Source organism: Synechococcus sp. BL107 (assembly GCF_000153805.1).
Classification (GTDB): domain Bacteria; phylum Cyanobacteriota; class Cyanobacteriia; order PCC-6307; family Cyanobiaceae; genus Parasynechococcus.
Map to the genome: position 1 here is coordinate 8616 of NZ_DS022298.1, position 20085 is coordinate 28700.

The 20085-nt window shown below is 56.6% G+C and carries 24 protein-coding genes and 1 pseudogene; 14 read left to right on the forward strand and 11 right to left on the reverse strand.

Features of this window, described 5'->3' with window-relative positions; translation table 11 throughout:
• Positions 1-121: 121 nt before the first annotated feature.
• Positions 122-1051 (reverse strand): vitamin K epoxide reductase family protein, encoded by a 930-nt coding sequence (locus tag BL107_RS00045; RefSeq protein ID WP_009788198.1) that lies wholly within the window; start codon positions 1049-1051, stop codon positions 122-124.
• A gap of 85 nt (positions 1052-1136) precedes the next feature.
• Between BL107_RS00045 and rimO the strand changes: the two genes are divergently transcribed.
• Together rimO and BL107_RS00055 are read left to right on the forward strand one after the other, a co-directional pair.
• Complete coding sequence (gene rimO, locus BL107_RS00050) at positions 1137-2549, forward strand: 30S ribosomal protein S12 methylthiotransferase RimO (RefSeq protein WP_037987783.1); 1413 nt, start codon at positions 1137-1139, stop codon at positions 2547-2549.
• Positions 2546-3772 carry an MFS transporter gene (locus tag BL107_RS00055; protein WP_009788200.1) on the forward strand — a complete coding sequence of 409 codons (1227 nt, stop codon included), beginning with the start codon at positions 2546-2548 and terminating at the stop codon, positions 3770-3772. The genes rimO and BL107_RS00055 overlap by 4 nt, the downstream gene beginning before the upstream one ends.
• A 306-nt stretch (positions 3773-4078) precedes the next feature.
• Here the strand turns inward: BL107_RS00055 and BL107_RS00065 are convergent, their stop codons facing one another.
• The 4 genes from BL107_RS00065 to BL107_RS00080 all read right to left on the reverse strand — a co-directional run bounded on the left by BL107_RS00065 (position 4079) and on the right by BL107_RS00080 (position 7554).
• Positions 4079-4483, reverse strand: coding sequence for a DUF4346 domain-containing protein (locus tag BL107_RS00065; protein ID WP_009788202.1), 405 nt, complete (start codon positions 4481-4483; stop codon positions 4079-4081).
• A 9-nt stretch (positions 4484-4492) separates the two neighbouring features.
• Complete coding sequence (locus tag BL107_RS00070; RefSeq protein ID WP_009788203.1) at positions 4493-5668, reverse strand: GNAT family N-acetyltransferase; 1176 nt, start codon at positions 5666-5668, stop codon at positions 4493-4495.
• 286 nt (positions 5669-5954) lie between these two features.
• Positions 5955-6653 carry a dihydrofolate reductase family protein gene (locus BL107_RS00075; protein WP_009788204.1) on the reverse strand — a complete coding sequence of 233 codons (699 nt, stop codon included), beginning with the start codon at positions 6651-6653 and terminating at the stop codon, positions 5955-5957.
• Positions 6634-7554 carry a 6-carboxytetrahydropterin synthase gene (locus BL107_RS00080; protein WP_037987786.1) on the reverse strand — a complete coding sequence of 307 codons (921 nt, stop codon included), beginning with the start codon at positions 7552-7554 and terminating at the stop codon, positions 6634-6636. The genes BL107_RS00075 and BL107_RS00080 overlap by 20 nt, the downstream gene beginning before the upstream one ends.
• A gap of 51 nt (positions 7555-7605) precedes the next feature.
• Between BL107_RS00080 and BL107_RS00085 the strand changes: the two genes are divergently transcribed.
• Positions 7606-8181 carry a shikimate kinase gene (locus BL107_RS00085; RefSeq protein ID WP_009788206.1) on the forward strand — a complete coding sequence of 192 codons (576 nt, stop codon included), beginning with the start codon at positions 7606-7608 and terminating at the stop codon, positions 8179-8181.
• Between the two features lie 31 nt (positions 8182-8212).
• On the opposite strand, the gene BL107_RS00090 is transcribed toward BL107_RS00085, so the two are convergent.
• Positions 8213-8473, reverse strand: a complete 261-nt coding sequence (locus BL107_RS00090; protein WP_009788207.1) for a chlororespiratory reduction protein 7 — start codon at positions 8471-8473, stop codon at positions 8213-8215.
• On the opposite strand from BL107_RS00090, the gene BL107_RS00095 reads away from it, so the two are divergent.
• Positions 8472-9146 (forward strand): DUF6816 family protein, encoded by a 675-nt coding sequence (locus BL107_RS00095; protein ID WP_009788208.1) that lies wholly within the window; start codon positions 8472-8474, stop codon positions 9144-9146. The genes BL107_RS00090 and BL107_RS00095 overlap by 2 nt on opposite strands.
• On the opposite strand, the gene BL107_RS00100 is transcribed toward BL107_RS00095, so the two are convergent.
• The gene (locus BL107_RS00100; RefSeq protein WP_037988599.1) at positions 9112-9837 is read right to left on the reverse strand and encodes a glutathione S-transferase family protein; all 726 of its coding nucleotides are present in this window, start codon (positions 9835-9837) and stop codon (positions 9112-9114) included. The genes BL107_RS00095 and BL107_RS00100 overlap by 35 nt on opposite strands.
• 59 nt (positions 9838-9896) lie before the next feature.
• Between BL107_RS00100 and BL107_RS00105 the strand changes: the two genes are divergently transcribed.
• The 5 genes and pseudogenes from BL107_RS00105 to BL107_RS00125 all read left to right on the forward strand — a co-directional run bounded on the left by BL107_RS00105 (position 9897) and on the right by BL107_RS00125 (position 14158).
• Positions 9897-10103, forward strand: coding sequence for a DUF751 family protein (locus tag BL107_RS00105; RefSeq protein ID WP_009788210.1), 207 nt, complete (start codon positions 9897-9899; stop codon positions 10101-10103).
• Positions 10103-10507 (forward strand): 30S ribosome-binding factor RbfA, encoded by a 405-nt coding sequence (rbfA, locus tag BL107_RS00110; protein ID WP_009788211.1) that lies wholly within the window; start codon positions 10103-10105, stop codon positions 10505-10507. Before BL107_RS00105 ends, rbfA begins: the two co-directional genes overlap by 1 nt.
• Positions 10488-12104, forward strand: a pseudogene (locus BL107_RS00115) (glycoside hydrolase family 3 N-terminal domain-containing protein). The gene rbfA and the pseudogene BL107_RS00115 overlap by 20 nt, the downstream one beginning before the upstream one ends.
• A 36-nt stretch (positions 12105-12140) precedes the next feature.
• Entirely contained in the window at positions 12141-13343 is a 1203-nt protein-coding gene (locus BL107_RS00120) for a glycosyltransferase (protein ID WP_009788214.1), read from the forward strand.
• Positions 13340-14158 carry a uroporphyrinogen-III synthase gene (locus BL107_RS00125; RefSeq protein ID WP_009788215.1) on the forward strand — a complete coding sequence of 273 codons (819 nt, stop codon included), beginning with the start codon at positions 13340-13342 and terminating at the stop codon, positions 14156-14158. The genes BL107_RS00120 and BL107_RS00125 overlap by 4 nt, the downstream gene beginning before the upstream one ends.
• On the opposite strand, the gene BL107_RS00130 is transcribed toward BL107_RS00125, so the two are convergent.
• Genes BL107_RS00130 through zds form a run of 3 tightly spaced genes read right to left on the reverse strand, consistent with a single transcriptional unit; the run spans position 14134 to position 16552 of the window.
• Entirely contained in the window at positions 14134-14682 is a 549-nt protein-coding gene (locus BL107_RS00130; protein WP_232192706.1) for a hypothetical protein, read from the reverse strand. The genes BL107_RS00125 and BL107_RS00130 overlap by 25 nt on opposite strands.
• Positions 14645-15085, reverse strand: coding sequence for an SRPBCC family protein (locus BL107_RS00135; RefSeq protein ID WP_009788217.1), 441 nt, complete (start codon positions 15083-15085; stop codon positions 14645-14647). Before BL107_RS00135 ends, BL107_RS00130 begins: the two co-directional genes overlap by 38 nt.
• A complete protein-coding gene (gene zds / locus BL107_RS00140; RefSeq protein ID WP_009788218.1) occupies positions 15086-16552 on the reverse strand; it encodes a 9,9'-di-cis-zeta-carotene desaturase in 1467 nt (488 codons plus the stop codon).
• A gap of 70 nt (positions 16553-16622) precedes the next feature.
• Here zds and BL107_RS00145 point away from each other — a divergent pair, with 70 nt between their 5' ends.
• The 5 genes from BL107_RS00145 (at position 16623) to BL107_RS00160 (ending at position 19187) form a co-directional block, all read left to right on the forward strand.
• Positions 16623-17015, forward strand: a complete 393-nt coding sequence (locus BL107_RS00145; protein WP_009788219.1) for an iron-sulfur cluster assembly accessory protein — start codon at positions 16623-16625, stop codon at positions 17013-17015.
• 56 nt (positions 17016-17071) lie between these two features.
• On the forward strand, positions 17072-17491 hold the full coding sequence (locus BL107_RS00150) for a hypothetical protein (RefSeq protein ID WP_009788220.1): 420 nt from the start codon (positions 17072-17074) through the stop codon (positions 17489-17491).
• An 86-nt stretch (positions 17492-17577) separates the two neighbouring features.
• Positions 17578-17736 carry a hypothetical protein gene (locus tag BL107_RS12810; protein WP_198002369.1) on the forward strand — a complete coding sequence of 53 codons (159 nt, stop codon included), beginning with the start codon at positions 17578-17580 and terminating at the stop codon, positions 17734-17736.
• Positions 17737-18918, forward strand: coding sequence for a lipid-A-disaccharide synthase-related protein (locus BL107_RS00155; protein WP_009788222.1), 1182 nt, complete (start codon positions 17737-17739; stop codon positions 18916-18918).
• The gene (locus BL107_RS00160) at positions 18915-19187 is read left to right on the forward strand and encodes a hypothetical protein (RefSeq protein ID WP_009788223.1); all 273 of its coding nucleotides are present in this window, start codon (positions 18915-18917) and stop codon (positions 19185-19187) included. Before BL107_RS00155 ends, BL107_RS00160 begins: the two co-directional genes overlap by 4 nt.
• Here BL107_RS00160 and BL107_RS00165 read toward each other — a convergent pair.
• A complete protein-coding gene (locus BL107_RS00165; protein ID WP_009788224.1) occupies positions 19135-20064 on the reverse strand; it encodes a TIGR01777 family oxidoreductase in 930 nt (309 codons plus the stop codon). The two genes, BL107_RS00160 and BL107_RS00165, sit on opposite strands and share 53 nt — an antisense overlap.
• Positions 20065-20085: the final 21 nt, after the last annotated feature.

The following is a 20085-nucleotide window of genomic DNA, read 5'->3' on the forward strand; positions in this document are numbered from 1 at the left end:
CGTCGCGAGAGCCGAGGAGGCCATTTTCGCATTGATGCCCCAGTAGCCCTGCCTCAATGGCAGTGCCACTCTCGACAATGCCTCCAGCACGGGATCCGAACCCGGGCCATACGGCACTAGATCAGAACTCGCGATCTCCCTTGTAGCCACTGAGATCAGCGAGGGTATCGAGTGACTTCACACCGGAATCGATCTCTCCACTAATTTCCCAGCTTGGGAAACCCTCCAACCCCTTGCTACGACACAAATCAGCCTGGTTGTTCTGGCCATCAGCGGCGCACTCCACCACCTGCAACTGCTGGCTGGCCTCCTTCCCGAACATCTCTTTCTGGTCATGGCAGTGCGGGCACCAATAAGCCGAGTACATCACGGCACCGCCAGCGGTGAGATGTTCAGCCAATGCCACCGTCGCCGGGGTGCTTTCCTGTGTCACCGCTGGGGCGACGCCTGGCCCTGTTGCAACAGATTCAGGCCGGTCTGGATCAACCACAGACACCCAAATCAGTCCCCCTAACAACACGGCAAGGGCTAAGAGCACACCCCGAAAGATCAAGGTGCCAGGGTCGTCCCATCCACCGCCAACCACCGACAGCACCAAAAGAGCGAGGGACAGAACTGCTGAAAGAACACAGAAAAAACAAAACGCCTGAATTTTGAAGACCATCAGGCCCAACAAAACTCCGCTGAACACCGCCATTCCTGTGGAGACCATGAACAGTCCCCACCACGTGCGACGCGACAATTCCGACTTGTTTTCCTGGAGCCCTGGCAACAAGGGCAACAAAGCCATCAACAGCACAGCGGCATAGGCAATCAGACCGGCCAACGACAGCGGAATGCCATCGGCCAGCGAACCCCAAGCACTGTTGAGCACCTTGTCGCACCCGTCAGCACCCATCGGACAGGTGAGATCCCCAAGAAATCCCCAACGCTTCAGCGTGATCGACCCCGTATCAATGACGCCGATCGTGGCCAGCACGGCCATCGCAATGCGGGCCCACTTGGCTCCAGGGTCTTGACGACGACGACTAACGAGACGGGTGCTGCCCATCCATGACCAACAAGTGGGCAAATTCTGTCAGCTAGTGCCCCATTCGTCCTCTCCCTAGGCTGATGGGAGGCTTGACGGCGCAGAGATGACGAGCACGACAACTGAACCCACGACTCAACCAATGGCGAAACCCACTGAAAAGCCAACGGTGGCCTTCGCCCACTTGGGCTGCGAAAAAAACCGTGTTGACACAGAACACATGGTGGGACTCCTGGCTGAGGCGGGCTACGGCGTCAGCACCGATGAAGAGGATGCCTCTGTTGTTGTGGTGAACACCTGCAGCTTCATTCAAGACGCAAGAGAAGAATCGGTTCGCACCCTCGTGGGGCTCGCGGAACAGGGAAAAGAGCTAATCATCGCGGGCTGCTTGGCGCAGCACTTTCAGGAAGAATTGCTCGAGTCGATTCCAGAAGCGAAAGCAATCGTTGGCACCGGCGACTACCAGCACATCGTGGATGTGCTGCAGCGGGTGGAATCTGGCGAACGGGTCAACCGCGTCAGCGCCGTTCCGAGCTTTGTGGGCGATGAGCATCTGCCACGCCAGCGCACCACAGATCAAGCTGTGGCTTACCTCAAAGTGGCAGAAGGCTGCGATTACCGCTGCGCTTTTTGCATCATTCCCAAATTAAGAGGTGACCAGCGCAGCCGACCGATCGAATCGATCGTGGCCGAAGCCCACCAATTGGCCGAGCAAGGGGTTCAAGAACTGATTCTGATTAGCCAAATCACAACCAACTACGGACTGGATCTCTACGGCAAACCGAAGTTGGCGGAGCTTTTGCGAGCCCTTGGCGAGGTGGAAATTCCCTGGATACGAGTGCACTACGCCTACCCAACAGGACTAACACCTGCAGTTGTGGCCGCGTACCGCGACGTACCCAACGTGGTGCCTTATCTGGATCTTCCGCTCCAACACAGCCACCCTGATGTGCTGCGGGCCATGAACCGTCCTTGGCAAGCGGATGTGAATGAAAGGCTGCTCGATCAGATCAGAGAGCAACTACCGGATGCCGTGTTGCGCACCACCTTGATCGTGGGATTTCCAGGCGAAACCGAAGAACACTTCCAACACCTGGCGACCTTCTTAGAAACGCAACGCTTTGATCATGTGGGGATCTTCACGTTTTCACCAGAAGACGGGACTGCCGCTGCCGATCTTCCAAATCGCGTGGACCCCGATGTGGCGCAAGCCAGAAAAGATGCCCTGATGGCACTGCAACAACCCATCGCAGCAGAGCGCAACCAGCGCTGGGTGGGCAAAACGGTTGATGTCTTGATCGAACAGCACAACCCACAAACCGGCGAGATGATCGGCCGATGCTCCCGCTTTGCACCAGAGGTGGATGGGGAAGTACATGTTCAACCTGGCGATGACGGACAACAGGCCGCACCAGGCAGTTTTGTTCCGGTAAAAATTACTGGCGCCGATATCTACGACCTGACCGGACACATCGTTGGTGCTCGCGCGATGGTGGCGGAAGCCAGAGTGCAGGATTGAGCGTTTTCCAACTGCAGCCTGAGCAGCAACGCCGGCTGTTTTTAATCGCCTCTGGCGTGAGTACCGCTGGATCTTTCGCTGGCATCACCGCTAAAGGCTGGATCTTGATGGATGGCAGCGCCGATCCATTTCTGCTCGCTTTGAATTTTGCAGCGCTGTCGCTGCCGACGCTTCTGATCAGTGGGCCAGCGGGGGTCCGCACCGATCGTGTTGGCTGTGAGCGAGTACTTGTGCAATCACAATGGGCTCTCTTAGCCGCTGCAGGATTAGGGGCTCTAGCCATACCCCTTTTTGAGGGCATGGCGCAGGTGGTTTTGCTCCTCAGCAGCACGCTGCTTGTGGGGATCGCAGGGGCCTATGAACTCACAGCACGCAACAAATACTGTTCAATCCTCGTGGGACCCAGGCAGTTGGGGAGCTACCTCACAAGCTTTTCCGTGGTGTTCAACGTTGGGAAACTCGTAGGTCCGCCGATCGGCGGCTGGCTACTGGCCGCAACGGGACCCGCTTGGGCATTGGGCATCGATGCTGCCAGTTATTTACTGCCCATTGCCAGCGTGATGTTTCTTCTGCAGCCTGATCGCTCGAGGGAAGTACGCAGCACCAATGGAAACAATGCAGGTTTGATGAGTGCTTGGCGCGAGTGCGGACCCACGTTGCAAGGCGTGCTCACCCTGACGGCTGTGATGTGTTTGGTGGGTTTTTTCCATCCTGGATTAGCGCCGCTGATTGCCTTTGACGTGCTGGGAGGAAAACCCACCGACCTCGGCCTCTTCACCAGCGTGCTTGCTGCAGGCAGCATTGCTGGTGGGCTAGTGCTGCAACGCAACAGCGCCAAATTCAGCCATCGCCCCTTTCTCACCCTCGGAGGGTTCGGAATGATTACAGCCATTGCCCAACTGGGCATGTCCAGAAGCCCAGGGGTGGGGTTCAGCCTGGCCATGGCCTTTCTGATCGGTGCCGGCACCGCAGGTCTCTTGAGCAGCTGCAACCTGATCACTCAAATCGGCTCAGATCCAGTGATAAGGGGACGAATGGCCGGTCTGAGTCAAATCGCTTTTCTCGGCGGGGGAGGGCTCAGTGGCCTCTTAGTGGCTGGAGTCGTAGTGGCGAGCAATCTTTCAACAGCCTTTGCCCTATGCGGAGGAATCAGCCTGGTGGTGGCAATTCGTTGGATCTCGACCAGCGGCCAGAAAACACTGGATCCGATCAGATCAGCTTGATTCCCTTCAGAAGCTTGGTGAGCACGAAGGCAACAACGAGACCAGTTCCAACGAGTCCGAGGTAGATACCAACGCCCATGAGCAAATAAGGAAGTCCCCACCATTACATCAGAGATTCAGTAGCAAGAGGGTGAGGACCGACAGGCTTTGCGAAATTGCGACGTTTGCCTCTAAAAAACGTCGCCAATCTCCGATCACGAACACCTCATTCACCACAGCTCAACGTTGCGGGGACGATCGTTAATCCGCAGACATCACTGCCGCCAGAACCTCCAACACACGAGCAGGAGTTTGGACAGGCGCAGCTCAATCCTGAACGTATGACGTTCCCTCGATCAAGCAAACCTCAGCTTTCTGAAGCTCACGCCCCAAATAGAAAGCATGGTCCAGAGAACTCAGCGGATGGGGTCCATCACTCTCGGTGAGTTGGATTCCGATTTGTTTCGCAGTCAAACCTCGATAGACACGGGACGGTTTCCTTTGTCCGTTGCCGCCTTTACAACTCAGCACTTCCCCCGTCTCAGGATCATGGGCTAGTCCCTTGTCATCGATGGTGTTGCCGTAATGCTCCAGCACCAGCTCCGCTGAGGCATGGTCCACCTTGATCAGGAAGTAACCCTTGGGATCGAGCGCAATAAATCTCTGCGACAAACGATCATCCAACTCTGCACGAGCTTCGGATCGCGAGACAACTTCGGAAAGCTTCGCCATCGCCTGAATTTACAAAGTCAAGGTGGGGGACTCTGCCTTGAAGGGCAGCTCGGCATTGATCGCATCGATCTCTTCCAACATCAACCCGTTCACCTTGGGTAACCAAGCGCGGATCAATGCATCCATCTGTGGTTCATACCAACGGTGCAAGCTGGCATGCGGCTGTGCCACAAAGCCACGGCGACGCTTGTGGCTGCCTCCTGCGCCGGGATCAAATGAATCGATCCCCTGCTGAAGAGCCCATTCAATGGGTGCGTAGTAACAAACCTCGAAATGTAAGCAGTCAATTTGTTCATGCGTCCCCCAATATCGACCCCATAGACGGGAGGCATCACGCACACAAAGCGACATCGCGACCGGATCACGCGGATCACCTCGATGAGCCGAAAATAATACAATATTGTCGCAATATTGATCAGCCAACGATGCAAAAAACTTCGGCTCAAGATATTTACTTCCCCATGGTCCCCACTGAGCACAGTGTTGCTCATAGAAGCGATACATGATCCCTAAAAGTTCACTATCAAGTTGATCACCAGTGAGGGGCGTCACCATGACACCAGCTTTTAAAACCGACTTACGCTCTCGCTTGATATTACGACGCTGATTAGCATTAAAACCCTGAAGATAATCACCAAAAGTTTGATCATTTCCACGGCTCCAAAGACTCTGTTGATTCAGCCACGCCGCGCAACCTGAGGCCTCAGCCAGAGGGCGCCAAGACGGATCAACATATAGAAAGTTACAGCTAAGGATCCCATTCTTCTCACAAAACTGATCGATTGTTTGAAGCAAGACAACCGTGAGCTGCGCTTCATCCTCCCCAGGGAGCATATGAAATCGATAGCCGGTTACTGGGCTGACAGGGCTCATCCCCAAGAGCTTCGGGTAGTAGCGCAAACCAAGATCTGCGGCCAATCGCGCAAAGGTCTGATCGAAAACAAATTCGCCATAGCTATGCCCCTTCACATATAAGGGCGCAACAGCAATGGGAGTGTCTTCCCGCCAAAGGGCAAGGTGAAGCGGTTGCCAACCCTGATCAGGGACGGTGCTTCCTGAACTTTCAAGAGCGTGGAGCCATTCCCATTGATAAAAAGGCAGGGCATCTCTCCACAGCAACTCAATCCATTGCTGTGGAGAGATTTCCGCTACAGAGCGGTGCCAGCGCGCAGTAAGCGCGGTCATAGGTCCAACCCAAAGCTTCGGAGTTAATTGACACTAACGAAAGAGAACAAGCCCGGAAGCCCGATTCCGATCAATGTGATCAGTCTGCGGCAAAAGCATTAAACCCACAGTGACATCAAAATCCAGTTCGGCGAGCCTGTTTATTAGGGGCAGGCATCCCCCTTAAGTTGTCTTTTTGTTTGTCTGACCGATCAATCATCACGTCTTTATTCCCAATTCCGACTCGCAGCCGAATTTTTGTTCCGGATTATGCCCTTCATGCAACGGAAAGCGACCGATGGGTCAACTAATGCAGCCGTTGCCTCCGGTAGCGAAGCATCATTTCGCCATCACCCAAATCTTCGACTCCATCACAGCCCCAAGCCCCAAGCTCCATCATTTGAACCGGGAGTAGACCCTGCTCAACAGGCAACCACGTGTGGTCTCCACCCAGCAGAGTCGGCACCAGCGTGAGCTGGAGAGCATCCACGCAATCGGCTTGCAGCAATTCCGCCGCCAAGGATGCTCCCCCCAACAGAACGAGGCGACGCACCCCAAGCGAACGCAGAGCCCCAAGGCGATCGGGCCAAGAGCTGCCCAATGGAATCCAGCGATCGAAACCTTGAGCGGGCGCTTTCGGTGCCAACAACCACCGCTCTAAAGGCTGCCGAAAAAACCGCCATTGCTGAGGGAAATCGTGGCTGCGACTCACTACCACCACTGCGGGCTGAACGGATCGACCTTGATCAACGCGTTGTTGAAGCAAGGCCCGATCACGGATCAAACAAGTGCTTTCATGCGCCCGTAACGTCCCTGCTCCCATCAAAGAGGCGTCCGCCCAGGCCAGCGAGGCATCAAGGACACGTCGATCGCCCTGCCCCCCCAGTTGGGCCGCACCACCTTCAGCAGGCGCTAGCCGACCGTCTAACGATATGGCTAAAACCAACCGTGTTTCTGGCCGCTCTAGCGCTGGGGCCGTGATGTCGTCAGACCGCTGCAACCGCATCCATCGCAGCCGGAAGCATCTCTAGCTGGGGCACTTCGGCATACACCTCTGCAGCGTTGTTCGGGCTCTCTTGGAGGCGCACCTTATGCAGCTGAGCTCCAATGGCTTTAATCGGACTCGAGAGTCGGTCAGCAATATGCAGAGCAATATTTTCCGCAGTGGGAACGCACTCAGCAAAAAACGGCACGTCCTTGTTCAGGAAGGTGTGGTCAAAGGGTTCAACAACCAGATCATCAACCAACCGTTGCAGGGCCGACAAATCGCAAACCATTCCCGTGCGTGGGTCGATGCTTCCACGAACGGTGATGTCCACCAAATAATTGTGGCCATGGCCGTGAGGCCTCGCGCACTTGCCGTAAATCTGCTCGTTTTCTTCCTGACTCAACTCCGGACGAGCCAAGCGGTGGGCTGCAGCGAAGTGGGTACGAATGGTGAGGAATGCATCCATGGGATCTCCGAGATAGTCGGCCCAGAGGCCCGGTTGTTCGTAGAGGCGTAAAGCCGTAATTGGAAGGTGGGGTCGAAGGCGATGCCAAATCGTTCGAACCAGTGCCTCAGTGGTCGGGAGGCAGCCCTCCGGACACGACACATCAAACTCCGGCCAAGCTTCATTTAGGAAGCGGAAGTCGAGCTGACCGGTCACCTCAGAACGGATCGCATGTTTCACCTCAGAGAGGTTCAAAACCATGCCATCGGCGTCCAAGTCGCCCGCCATCGAAACAATCAACTCATAGTTGTGGCCATGACCTGGCGCGAAACTACAAGGACCAAAGCGAGCAGCATTGTCATCTGCTGATAACTCTGGCAACCAGTAACGATGGCTGGCACTAAAACAGGCTCGCCGCGTTATGACGCAAGAACGACCCTGGCCGTGCCGAGCAATCGACTTCGTTTCAGTCATGTGACATTCCGGCCGGAGAGCATCCTAATGAGCTAGCTGCATTTTCGAGCGATGACAGATCCCATTCTTTCTCTCAAAGAACGCTTAGGCGGACGCAGCATCTATCTCATCGGAATGATGGGGAGCGGAAAAACGAGTACTGGACGCCCCCTTGCGAAAAGACTGGGGTATGGCTTTGTTGATGCCGATGCTGTGATCGAACAGGTGGCCAACTGCACGATTCCGGAGATTTTTGAACGGGATGGGGAGGAAGGCTTCCGCTTGATCGAAAGCCAAGTGCTCAATGCGATCAGTCAGCGCCATTCCTTGGTGGTGGCTACAGGCGGGGGCGTGGTCACCAAACCAGAAAACTGGGGACAACTACACAGCGGCATCGTCGTTTGGCTTGATGTGGATCGGCTCCAGCTCATCGAACGTTTGCGGGGCGATGCAACCCAAAGACCGCTGTTGCAACAACCAGACCCCGAAGCAGCCTTAGACGCCCTCCTCCTGCAAAGACGCCCTCTTTATGACGAAGCTGATCTCACGGTGGTCATCCAAGACGAAACACCCGATGACGTCGCTGATGGCATCCTGCAACTCCTTCCAACGCTCATCAAGGACCCATCCCAACAACGCGAGCGTTGATTGACAGGAGCGACCACGGCGACAAATTTGACTAAGACGGTGGCTCTAAGCGAACCGCGAACCACTGAATCGAGACTCCCGGGCTGAGCTCCAAATCACAGGCCGTATCCAACAATCGCTGGGCAGCAGCCTCCACACTCGACAGATCGGCCAAGTCAGCTGGCAACTGATCCATCGTCTGCAACCATCGACTCAGCCATGCCAGGGTATTTGGGACGTCGAGCAGCTGTTCTGGCTTGCCGGGTTCCAGCACCACGTAATCATCACAAGCACGAATCAAGGGATCAGACATGGGCGGTAATTTGCTTGCGCTTCTGATCGGTTTCTCCATCCTGCTCGGTGGATCCCCCGCATGGGCATCGCCTTTGGAGCAAAGGCTGGAGCTTTGGCCGAATTGGACGTTGCCGGCACCTCTCAGCCGCCCCTCCAGCCGTGATGACCTGATCTATCCGCAATGGTTCCAGGGCCGATGGGAGGTGCAAAGTGTCGACCTCGACGACCTTGACCAGCCCGCCATCACCCACGAGGCGCGCTTCATTTCCGACAGCCAAAACAGGCTGGTGGGGGATCGCGCCTTCAACGCCAATGCCATCGGTCGGGCCCTGCTCGGCGAACAGTTGCTGCGGGTCGAAGACGACCCCAAGTCATCCAATCGTCAGATGGCGCAGCTCACAGGTGATCGACGATTGGAAACCACCGTGACGGGCAGACAGCAGCAGTCCCCCAATTCCGACACGTTTTTAGCCGATGAGTTGGTTCTCCAAATCCTCCACGCACCCGGGCCGCCAAGGTTGAGTCAGGTGGAAACCCTGAGCCGATATCAACGCTGCGGTTCAGGAATCTGCGCCGAACAGTGGCAAGGGGTTTACCCGCCACCAGGAGAAAAGTTGCGCGATTCCGTTCAAAGCAGCCACCACTATCAGCTGCGATTCACACCTCTTCCAGCGTCCGCTCCATCAACTTGAGCTCGAGTGAGTCGCGCCATTGGAAAAGGGCCTGCAACTTTGGGTGGTCGCTCAAGCCAGGTACACCTTTTCCCGCCAAAGCAGCACCCGCAGACGATGGAAAGTTCAACAACGAGAGTTGAGCGGCTACAGATAAGTCGGCCATCGACATGGCATCTCCCACCAGCCAAGGACTTTGTTGAACTGAGGCAGACAACTTCTCGAGGCTGGTGAGCAAATCCGCACGATCGTTCTGATTCACCAACTCAGTCACGCTGCCAACCCAGCCACCGGGGATCGCACCCATCACCGTGCGCACCGGATCAGGGAGATCATCGGGGAGTAGTGCAACACGCAGCGATGGATCCATGGCCGCCGCCTGAACGAGGGCAGAGCGTCCAGCTGCGGCCAATGTTGTATCGGCCCAATCCTCAATCAGTTGCACCTGAGCCGCCTCACGCACATCGTCAGGAATCAGTGCAGGACTGGGTTCTCGTTGTTCGAGGTGTCGAGCAATCGCTGACGAATCGGCCACCACAACGTCACCATCCACCAGGACAGGAACCTGGCGCTGGCCAGATATTCGAAAGACAGCGACCTGGCCAATCCCCGGTGTGACTTCAACGGTGCGGTAGCTGAGGCCTTTGGCCTGTAGCACCATTCGAACCTTCAGGCAGAAAGCGGAATGGCGAAATTGATGCAGTTCCATCATCACCGAAGGTCCCATGAGGCCGGCAGAGTAGCTATTAGAAACCAGAGCTCGCCAGCACCATGCGGGAGTTTTTCCTCAACGTCACCCGTTATCCGCGTTATTTAGTGACCTTCACGCTCGGGGTGATGAACTCCGTGGCTGAACCCCTCGCCCAGCGACGCAGCAATCCGGTGACGGCGGTAGCCATGATCGGAGCCCTCATCAGCGGTTTCATCAGCCTCTCGTTGGTGCTCCGTGCGATGGTGAATGGAGTACCGATGGCGTAATGGCTCAGGGGCGTCGGGTAGAGCGGGTCGCAGCCCTGATCCGCAAAGAAACCAGCGAACTATTGATCAATGGCATCCGCGACGAACGGGTGCACAAAGGAATGGTGAGCATCACCTCCGTGGAAGTGGCTGGGGATCTTCAACACTGCAAGATTTTTGTGAGCATTTTTGGTGAACCCAACGACCAAAATGAAGTCATGGAGGGGCTTGAAGCCGCGAGCGGTTATTTGAGGGGTGAACTTGGGCGTCGTCTCCAGATGCGTCGGGCACCGGAGGTGAAATTTCAATTGGATCGCGGCCTCGAAAAGGGAACATCCGTGCTTGGGCTCCTTAACCAACTCGAAGATCAACGCCAAGAACGCGGTGAAATCCCCCTGGGAAGCGATGAGCTACAGCCCGACTGATCGATTGGGGCAACAGGTTGCCGAGCTGATCGTGGTTCGAGCCAGTGGCCACCTCTGCGACCAACAACGTCGCTACCCACGCTGGGAACTCAACAACGCCAACCTGGCACGTCTCCTGCATCAGGGCGTCGGGGGGGTGATCCTCCTGGGGGGAAGCGCTGTGGAATTACAGCAGCGCACTGAGATGTTGCGGCGATGGAGTGATCAACCTCTTTTGCTTTGTGCCGACGTTGAAGAGGGCGTTGGCCAACGCTTTGAAGGCGCAAGCTGGCTCGTCCCACCGTTAGCCCTCGGCTTGTTGTTTAAGGGCGAGCCTCAGCGAGCCTTGGACTTGGCTGAGCGTTACGGCCGTTGCACTGGAAACCAAGCGCGTCGCTGCGGACTGAACTGGGTGCTTGGACCTGTTTGCGACGTCAACAACAACCCCGCCAACCCGGTGATCAATGTGCGGGCTTGGGGTGAAGATGCCGCCACAGCAGGTGCCCTTGCTGCTGCATTCCAAAGGGGACTCAGCCGAGCTGGTGTGCTGGGCTGTGCCAAGCACTTTCCAGGCCACGGAGACACCAGCAGCGACTCCCACTTGGACTTACCCGTCCTTCCCCATAACCGGGAGCGCTTGGCCGAAATTGAACTCCCACCCTTTCAGGAGGTGATCGCCGCCGGAGTGGACAGCGTCATGACAGCGCATCTACTGCTTCCCGAATTAGATCAAGACCATCCCGCAACGCTCTCAAAGACAGTGCTCACCAACCTGTTGCGGAACGACTTGTGCTTTGACGGCTTGGTGGTGACGGACGCCCTGGTGATGGAAGCGATCACCAAGCGCTATGGCTCTGCAGAGGCGGCGGTGTTGGCCTTTGAGGCCGGAGCTGATCTGATCTTGATGCCCGCCGATGCCGATGCGGCGATCCAGGGTTTATGTGAGGCCTTTCGCAGCGGCCGGCTACCCAAGCAGCGACTCGAGGACTCACGAGAGCGGCGCCATCAGGCGCTGAGGCGAAGCCAACGGCACCATCCAAACGACTCATCACAGGACACCCCAATCCCATCAGAGTCCGAGCGACAACTGGAACAGGAGCTCGTCACTGCCTGTCTTCATCTGCAACCCGGCACCGGCATCAACAGCAGCCAAGGCATCAATCTGATTCGGGTGGATGGCATCGTTCCTTGCCCAGTTCTCACTGGAACAGCGCCCGCGCTTCGCCTACCCGAAGCTGAAGGATTCAAGAGCCTGGTGATCCACAGCCAAGGCCTCTCCCCTTGGTAACCAGAACCGGATTACCCCCTTGCCTTGGATCGACTTGGGGAGGGTCCGGTGCTGCTGCAACTATTTATCCGTGGCAATCCTTTTCGCGGCTCGCAAGACAGCATCGAACCTTGGTTGGCTGCAGTGCAGCAGCTCCAAAAGCTCGATCGGCTGGCCGGTCTTGTCGTCTACGGCAGCCCCTACGTGTGGGAGCAGTTGAGAATCGTCCTGAAGCCCGACATCCCTGCTGCCTACAGCCCAGGACAAATGCCGGAAGCACAACGACAAGTGCTGAAGAGTCTGCTGAACCGCTCACACAGCGCAATGGGTAACGCTGATTTCACCGACTAGGCGCTTTAACCTCGGCCGATCCAGCGGCCCCAACTGATGCTCAGCCTTTCCATGATCGTGCGCAACGAAGAGGCACGACTGGCAAAATGCTTAGCCTCCGTAGAGGGGTTCGCCGATGAAATCGTCGTGGTGGACACCGGTTCCATTGACGGCACCGTGGCAATCGCCGAACAAGCCGGGGCCCGCATCGATCAGATGGAGTGGCCTGGGGATTTTGCCCCTGCCCGAAACCATGCTCTGAAATTCCTCACGGGCGATTGGGTGCTGGTGCTGGATGCAGATGAACAACTTCGGCCTGAGGTGATTCCGTCTTTAAAAGCCCTGATGGCCCAGCCCGATGTGCTGGTGATCAACCTGCTTCGCTATGAGATCGGGGCGGCCATGGCTCCCTATTCCAGCGTCAGTCGGTTGTTTCGACGTCATCCCAGCATCCAGTGGAGTCGCCCTTATCACTCGATGATCGATGAGAGCGTTCAGGCGCTGATTTCGTCTGAGCCTCAGTGGCGTATCGCGAATTGCAGCGAACCAGCCATCCTTCATGACGGTTACAGGCCCGAACTTCTCGCTGGCTCCGACAAAGCCGATCGGCTGCGTGAGGCCATGGAGGACGACCTCAAACGACACCCTGGCGATCCCTACGCAAGCGCCAAACTCGGTGGACTCTTGATCAGCGAAGGCCGCGCGTCCGAGGCCATTCCGCTCTTGCGACAAGGCCTTGAAAATGCAACCGCCCAGAGCAGCGAACGTTATGAATTACTCCTTCATCTCGGTTTAGCGCTCAGCGAATCCGATCCAGACGAAGCCGTGGCCTTCTATCGCCAAGCCCTGGACATCCCGCTCGACACCCGCATCACCCTTGGTGCTCGCCTCAACCTGGCAGCGCGATTAATGGAACAGAACCAACTCGATGAGGCGATCCAGCTCACGCAAACCGCCACGCAACGGGCTCCGGAAGTGGCCTTGGGTTGGTACAACCTCGGCTTGATGCTCCGCAAAAAAGGAGAGATCGCCGCGGCCCTCGAGTCCTATGGCCGTTCCCTTGCCTTGGATCCCAACAATGCTGCTTGTCATCAAAACCATGCCGTAGCCAGGTTGCTCGGCGGGGATATCGAAGCCGCCCGCAACGGGTTTCGGACAGCGATTGAACTGTTGGCGGCCCAAGGTCGTACCGATGAGGCCCGCCAACTGCGCGACAACGTTCAAGGAATCGTGAAACTTGATACGGAGCTGGTGACGTGAGCCTCCCCGCCTCAAGATCGGACCAGCCACTACAACATCGCACCGTGGTCGTCACCCGCGCGGCTGAGCAGCAGGGAGAAGCCAGAGAACTCTTGGAGGCAAAGGGTGCGAACGTTCTGGACCTACCAGCTTTGGTGATTGTTCCGCCAGATCACTGGGGACCACTGGACGATGCATTGGCTGACCTCGACAACTTCCATTGGCTGGTGTTTTCCAGTGCCAATGGTGTTTTGGCCGTTGAACAACGACTTCAACGACAGCAGCGCAGCCTCTGCCGGCTACCGAGAAGCCTAAAAATTGCAGCCGTTGGACGCAAAACAGCAAGACTTCTCGAGGAGCTGGGAGCCCCTGCCGATTTCGTTCCTCCCAGCTTTGTTGCTGAGAGTTTGATTGATCATTTCCCGGTATCCGGCTGGGGGTTAACCATGCTTCTGCCCAGGGTTCAGCACGGTGGCAGAACGGTCTTGGCAGATGCCTTCGGTGAAGCGGGGGTGCGCGTCGTGGAGGTTGCTGCCTACGACTCCCGCTGCCCAGACCACATTGCGGAACCAGCCGCCACGGCCCTAGCCGATGGTGCCGTGGATGTGATCGCCTTCACCAGTGGTAAGACCGCAACGCATACCGCCCAGCTCATGGAGAGACGCTTCGGAAGCGAATGGGAACAACATTTTAACGGAGTGGCCGTGGTGTCGATCGGTCCTCAAACCAGCCGCTGCTGCCGTGAGCACTTCGGCCGAGTGGATGCAGAAGCCGACCCGCACGACCTAGAAGGATTGGTGGAGGCCTGCGCTCAAGCGATACAGAGCAAATCCTGAGCTTTGCCATTTTCAGCCAGCTGAACACACCCTTTTTGACCATCAATGTTCAACACCGACCAACCCTCAGGCAAGACGAGGGGGTGATCCTGAGAACAACGCCCGCGGGGGCCAACACAAATCTCACCACGACTGGTCCCGAAGGAGAACAACGCCCGCGTTTGGGAGCCAACGGTGAGGACACCCAATAAACGGGAACCACCCGCGGCAGGTTGATCGGCAGCGGTTGCAACCGGTAGGGGACTAAAAGGATCAGCACGGCCAGATGGGACCGCACCCTGAACTTGCTGAGCTGTCGGCAGTGGCTTTAAACCGGTCGCCCCGGGAATCGATGACGGCGGCGTTGATGGTGGGCTGCTCTGCTGGGACTGCGGAGCCAATGCTGGAGCGTCTTGTTCAGCAAAGGGGGCAATGGACGACTGGTCTCCACAGGACGAGAGGCCGAGGGCGAGCAACAGCCATCCAAGGGAATGCACCAGGCGTGCATTAGTCGACGACTTCCACCAAATCACGGAAACGGTCAAGATTCGCCTGAAGCTCCTTCGTCACAATCCCACCCAAGATGCTTGGGTCCATCAACGGTGCCAAGACCCTGGGGAGTTCGTAACTCACGCTCAGCTTCACCACGGTGCAGTCCTGCGTCTGGGGGTAAAAGCGCACAGCACCCTTGGTAGGCAGCCCACCGACGGATGCCCAGTGCAGTTGTTGCTCTTCTACCCGCTGGGTAATCCGCGCTTTCCAGGTGAAACGAAAACCCTGGGCCGCCAAAATCCAATCAGTGAGATCGGGATCATCTTTTTGGGTTTTCACCGATTCGATCCAGCGCATCCACTTCGGCATCGCCTCAAGGTCGCTCCACACCGCCCAAACCTTCTCTGCAGAAGCCTGGACTTCCGTTGTGACCGTATTTTCTAGCCAGCGTCCCATCTAGGCCACCGCTGCGTTGGTCGCCAACCTGACCGGCTGATCGAGAATGGCAGCGGCCGCCAAATGGCCACTCATCGTGGCCCCTTCCATGGAGTCGATGTAGTCCTGCTTGGTGTAACTGCCAGCCAAAAAGAAATTACCAATGGGGGTGCGCTGATCGGGGCGATAGGGCTCCATACCAGGAGCCTCGCGATACAACGATTGAGCCAGTTTCACAACATTGCTCCAGGTGAGCTTCAGGTTGTGAGCGGAGGGAAAAAGAGCGCGCACCTGGCGATCTGTATGGGCAACAATTTCATCCACCGACTTGGGGATCCAAGGATCACCTGGTGTGAGCACACATTGCAAAAGCGATCCCTCCCCCTCTTTGCGGTAATCCTCGGGACTAGCGAGAGCGAGATCAGCAAAACAGCTGAAATCCGCATCAGCCGTGTAGAGCAAGTTGTTTAACCCGGTGGGGTTGTTGAGATCTCGACGCTGGCTCTCATGCTCTTCATTGAGTTCCGTCACCCACCCGTCGTAACGCAGCTGCACCGTGGCCACTGGTACGGCTTCAAGCTGGTGAATTGCCTCGAATTGAGGGAATTTGCGCCAAGCCTCGGGCAATAGTTTCTGGATGCCCGGAACGTCACATGCGGCCAAATAAATATCAGCTTCAACCTTAGTTTCACCCTCCGGTGTTCCCAACAAAAGACCTGTCACGACTGGATTTTCACCGTCCGAAAACTGAACATCTTTCACCCGATGGCGCAAATGCAATTTGGCGCCACGGGCCTGGATGTAGTCGAGGATTGGACCCGTAAGCCAGCGATGGGGTGACCCCTTAAGCAAATTCAACTTCGATGCTTCGGTTTTCGAAGCAAACATCATGAAAATCGTGAGCATGCAGCGGGCCGAAATCGCCTCGCAATCGATGAATCCCAGCGCATACGCAATTGGATTCCACATCCGTCGAATGCTCTCAGGACTCCCGCCATGGCCCACAAACCAATCCTGGAAGCTGACTGAATCCAAGGCGCGAATCGTACGCATCGCACCCTCGTAGTCCACCAACCCACGCACGATTGGGCTGGTACCTAGCGCTAGGGCGTTGCGCAGCTTGTCGATCCAACTGAGCTGCGGCGTTGTGAAAAACGCCTTCAGACCATTGAACGGAGCACCAATCGGGAAGCGAAAATCAAGTTCACGTAAGTCACCGCCCTCATTCACGAACAAATGGGTGTGGTCCTTCGGCAGGAGATTTTCGAAAGCCCCCACCTTCTTCATCAAGGCGAAGAGATTGGCGTAGTTGAAGAAGAAGACGTGGAGCCCCATCTCGATGTGGTTGCCATCGGGGTCTTCCCAACTGCCTACCTTGCCGCCCATAAAAGGACGTGCCTCGTAGAGGTTCACCTCATGGCCCGCATCGACAAGATCTACTGCTGCGGTAAGGCCAGCGAGACCGGAACCGACAATCGCGACCCGCACCTTGAGACGTTCAACTCAGTCGACTCTATGTATGAACCTCCATAGAGTGGGAGTCGAGCACGCGGCAACGATGACCACCACACCCACCACGATGCCGGCCCATACCGCCAAAGACGGCAAGGGCATTTTGATTACAGAACCGGCAATGCAACAGCTAGCAAAGCTCTGCGGAGAGCAAGGCACCAATCAGGTTCTGCGCGTTGGTGTGCGCTCCGGTGGCTGCAGCGGCATGAGCTACACGATGGATTTCGTGCCTGCCTCCGACACCCTGGACGACGACGAGAGCTACGACTACGAATCATCCGATGGCCAAGGTTTCCGTGTGATCTGTGATCCAAAGAGCCTGCTTTACATCTACGGCATGCAGTTGGACTTCAGTACCGCACTGATTGGCGGTGGCTTCAACTTCACCAACCCCAACGCCACGCAAACCTGCGGCTGTGGAAGTTCGTTCGCTGTTTGATTGAAACGAGGAAGTCGCATGGGAATCTGAATAGATACAACGCCTCTTCACCGTCGATGGAGACCTCCGCGGACAACCTGTTCGATCAGGCCATGGCTCGTTATCAGGCGGGTGCAGCAGCGTCTGAGGTGCTGCCTGACTTTCTACAGATCACCGAAGCTTCACCAGGGCAATCAGCAGGTTGGACCTGTTTGTCTTGGTTGCAATTGCTTTGTGACCAGCCGGAGGATGCCCTTCGCTCGGCTCGGCTCGCCGTGAAATTCAATGCTCAAGACCCTCAAGCAAGAATCAATCTCAGCCTGGCGCTACTCGAAACGAAGTCCAAGGGAGTCCGCGATCACATCCAGGTAGTTCAACAGGTAATCGCCTTTGCTCCGGAAGCTGCCGGCGACCTCAAAACTTCGATTAACGATGGCTTGCAACGGAAACCGGGATGGAAAGCGCTTGAAAAAGTCAAGGCTTGGCTCGATTTCTAAATCCAGTACATCCTTCCCAGGGATCAGATCGTTTTTGGATTCGAGGACCGTTCTGATTTGAATCCAGTCTTGGCAGAATGGTTGGGATGTGGACGATCACCCGACTTCCTTCCGAGTCCAGCCGCCACGCCGCAAAAGAACGGGCCAATCAACGTCGCGACGAACACTTGGCCCGGGCGGCCCAACGACTCAAAATGACAAGGGAAGCCAATGGCATTCCTGATCCTTCCACCTGGATGTGGTGAATGGGACGCATTCTTTTATTGAGTAATGGCCACGGCGAAGATCTGTCCGGATCGTTACTTGGTAGTGCGCTTCGGACCCTTGGCCATGAGGTCACCGCCCTTCCCCTAGCCGGCCTGGGAAACCCTTACGCCCAAGCCACGATCCCTTTACTGGGCAGCAGCCATGAATTCAGCACAGGCGGGATCGGATACACCAGCCTGCAGGGACGTCTGACAGAACTCATCCAAGGACAAATTCTGTATCTGCTGCGTCGTCTGCTTCGCCTCCTACGGCACGCCCATCGGTTTGATCTGATTGTGGTGGTGGGAGACGTGATTCCTGTGATTGCTGCGTGGCTCACCCGTCGTCCAGTGGCGACCTATCTCGTGGCCTACTCCAGCCATTACGAGGGCCAGCTTCGACTGCCCTGGCCCTGTAAGCCCATGCTGTCTGGAAAGAATTTTCGTGCCGTTTTCAGCCGGGATCAACTCACTGCAGACGATCTGAGTGAACAGCTGGGACGACCTGTGCAATTTCTCGGCAATCCTTTTATGGACCCGGTGTTGCTCCCAACACCATCGACAGCCAACACTCCAGCACAAATCGGTCTGCTACCCGGCAGCCGTCGCCCAGAGCTGGAGGCCAACCTCCAGTTGCTTCTCAGGATGAGCGCTCAACTCCCGGACAACATGGGGATCTCACTTGAGTTAGCCCTCGTTTCCAGCCTTGATGACACGGGTTTAAATCGTTGTGCAAAAGGTGTTGGCTGGCAACTTCGGGATGGTCGACTTGAGCGCCATGGATGCCCTGCCGTTCGGGTTCGTCGTGGGGCCTTTCAAGCGGTTTTACAACAGAGTGATCTCGTGATCAGCATGGCCGGCACGGCAGCCGAACAGGCCGTTGGCCTAGCCAAACCAGTTCTGCAACTTCCAGGCCAGGGGCCCCAGTTCACAGCATCCTTTGCTGAAGCGCAGCGACGCCTTCTCGGACCCACAGTGTTCTGCGCCCCAGGCGATAGCGGAAGTCAGGACAACCTTTCCACCTCTGCACAAATGGCCTTACAGCTGCTGAAGCGAATCCAGCACAACATTGACTTCCAACAGCAGTGCCACACCGAAGCACAGCGCAGGTTGGGCAGCAGCGGAGGAGGCCTGAGAATGGCTTCAGCCATTGGCGGCCTTTGTCCATCAACAGCACCATGACGGCAGGAACGGAACCCACTTGGAAACGCTGGCTGGATCGGCTCCTGATGCTGAATGTGCTGGTGGTGTTTCTTGGCGCAGGATTTTTTGTAGCGGCTGTGGTTGCCCAAAGCCAGGGACAGTCAGGTCTGATGGATCTTTTTCAACAGCTATGGCAACCCTTATTCACCCCAGCAATCAGCCTGTTGATCATGGCGGCTGTCTTGAGTGGAATCCTTAGCTGGTGGCAGCGGCGAGGGCTGAAGCCAAGGTCGGGTAGCGGAAGCTAAATCCCAAGGAGTCCAGCCGCTCAGAGGCCACCTGCTGACCTTCAAGCACGACCTTGGCACCATCGCCAAGGAGAAGCTGCAGCACGGGTCCGGGAACAGGCAAAAGGCTGGGGCGATTAAGGCTGCGTCCCAACTGCTTCGAGAACACAGTCATCGACACGGGTTCCGGCGCCACCGCATTCACCACACCAGACCAAGACTGATCAGTCAGCGCTGTCTGAATCAGGCCGCATAGATCGCTGCGATGGATCCAGCTCATCCATTGCTTGCCACTTCCAATCGGCCCACCAAAACCAGTGCGAAAAATGGGCAACATTTTTCCGAGTGCACCGCCATCAGAAGCCAAAACGATGCCGATCCGAAGGCTCACCTGACGGACAGAATTTGGCACTGCGGAAGCAGCCGTCTCCCAGCGTTGACACAACGAGGCGAGGAAATCGGCCCCTGCTGGACTGGACTCGACAAATTTGGCGGTGGGGCTGGTGCCAAAAAAGCCGATCGCTGATGCATTGATCAAAACAGCCGGGGGTGACGCTAAAGCGACCATCGCATCGACCAAAAAGCGGGTTGTCTCCAAGCGACTGTCTTCCAACACCTTGCGATGGGGGGCTGTCCAACGTTTTTCGGCGATGGGCTCACCGGCCAGATTCACGACGGCATCCGAAGTGGAGAGGGCCTTAACCAGCTCAGGGGTTTGCCATGAAACAGATTTAGAGGGATCCAGCTGCAACCACATGAGTCGTCCATCGGCGCGTTCTGCCTCGTAGCCCCGCGCCAAGCGTCGGCTCACCAACGTGAGCTGATGATCCGCCTCCAACAAGGCTGGGACCAGCTCACGGCCAACAAAGCCAGTGCAGCCAAGCAGCAACAGACGCATGGGGCGGGAATTCCAGAGGAC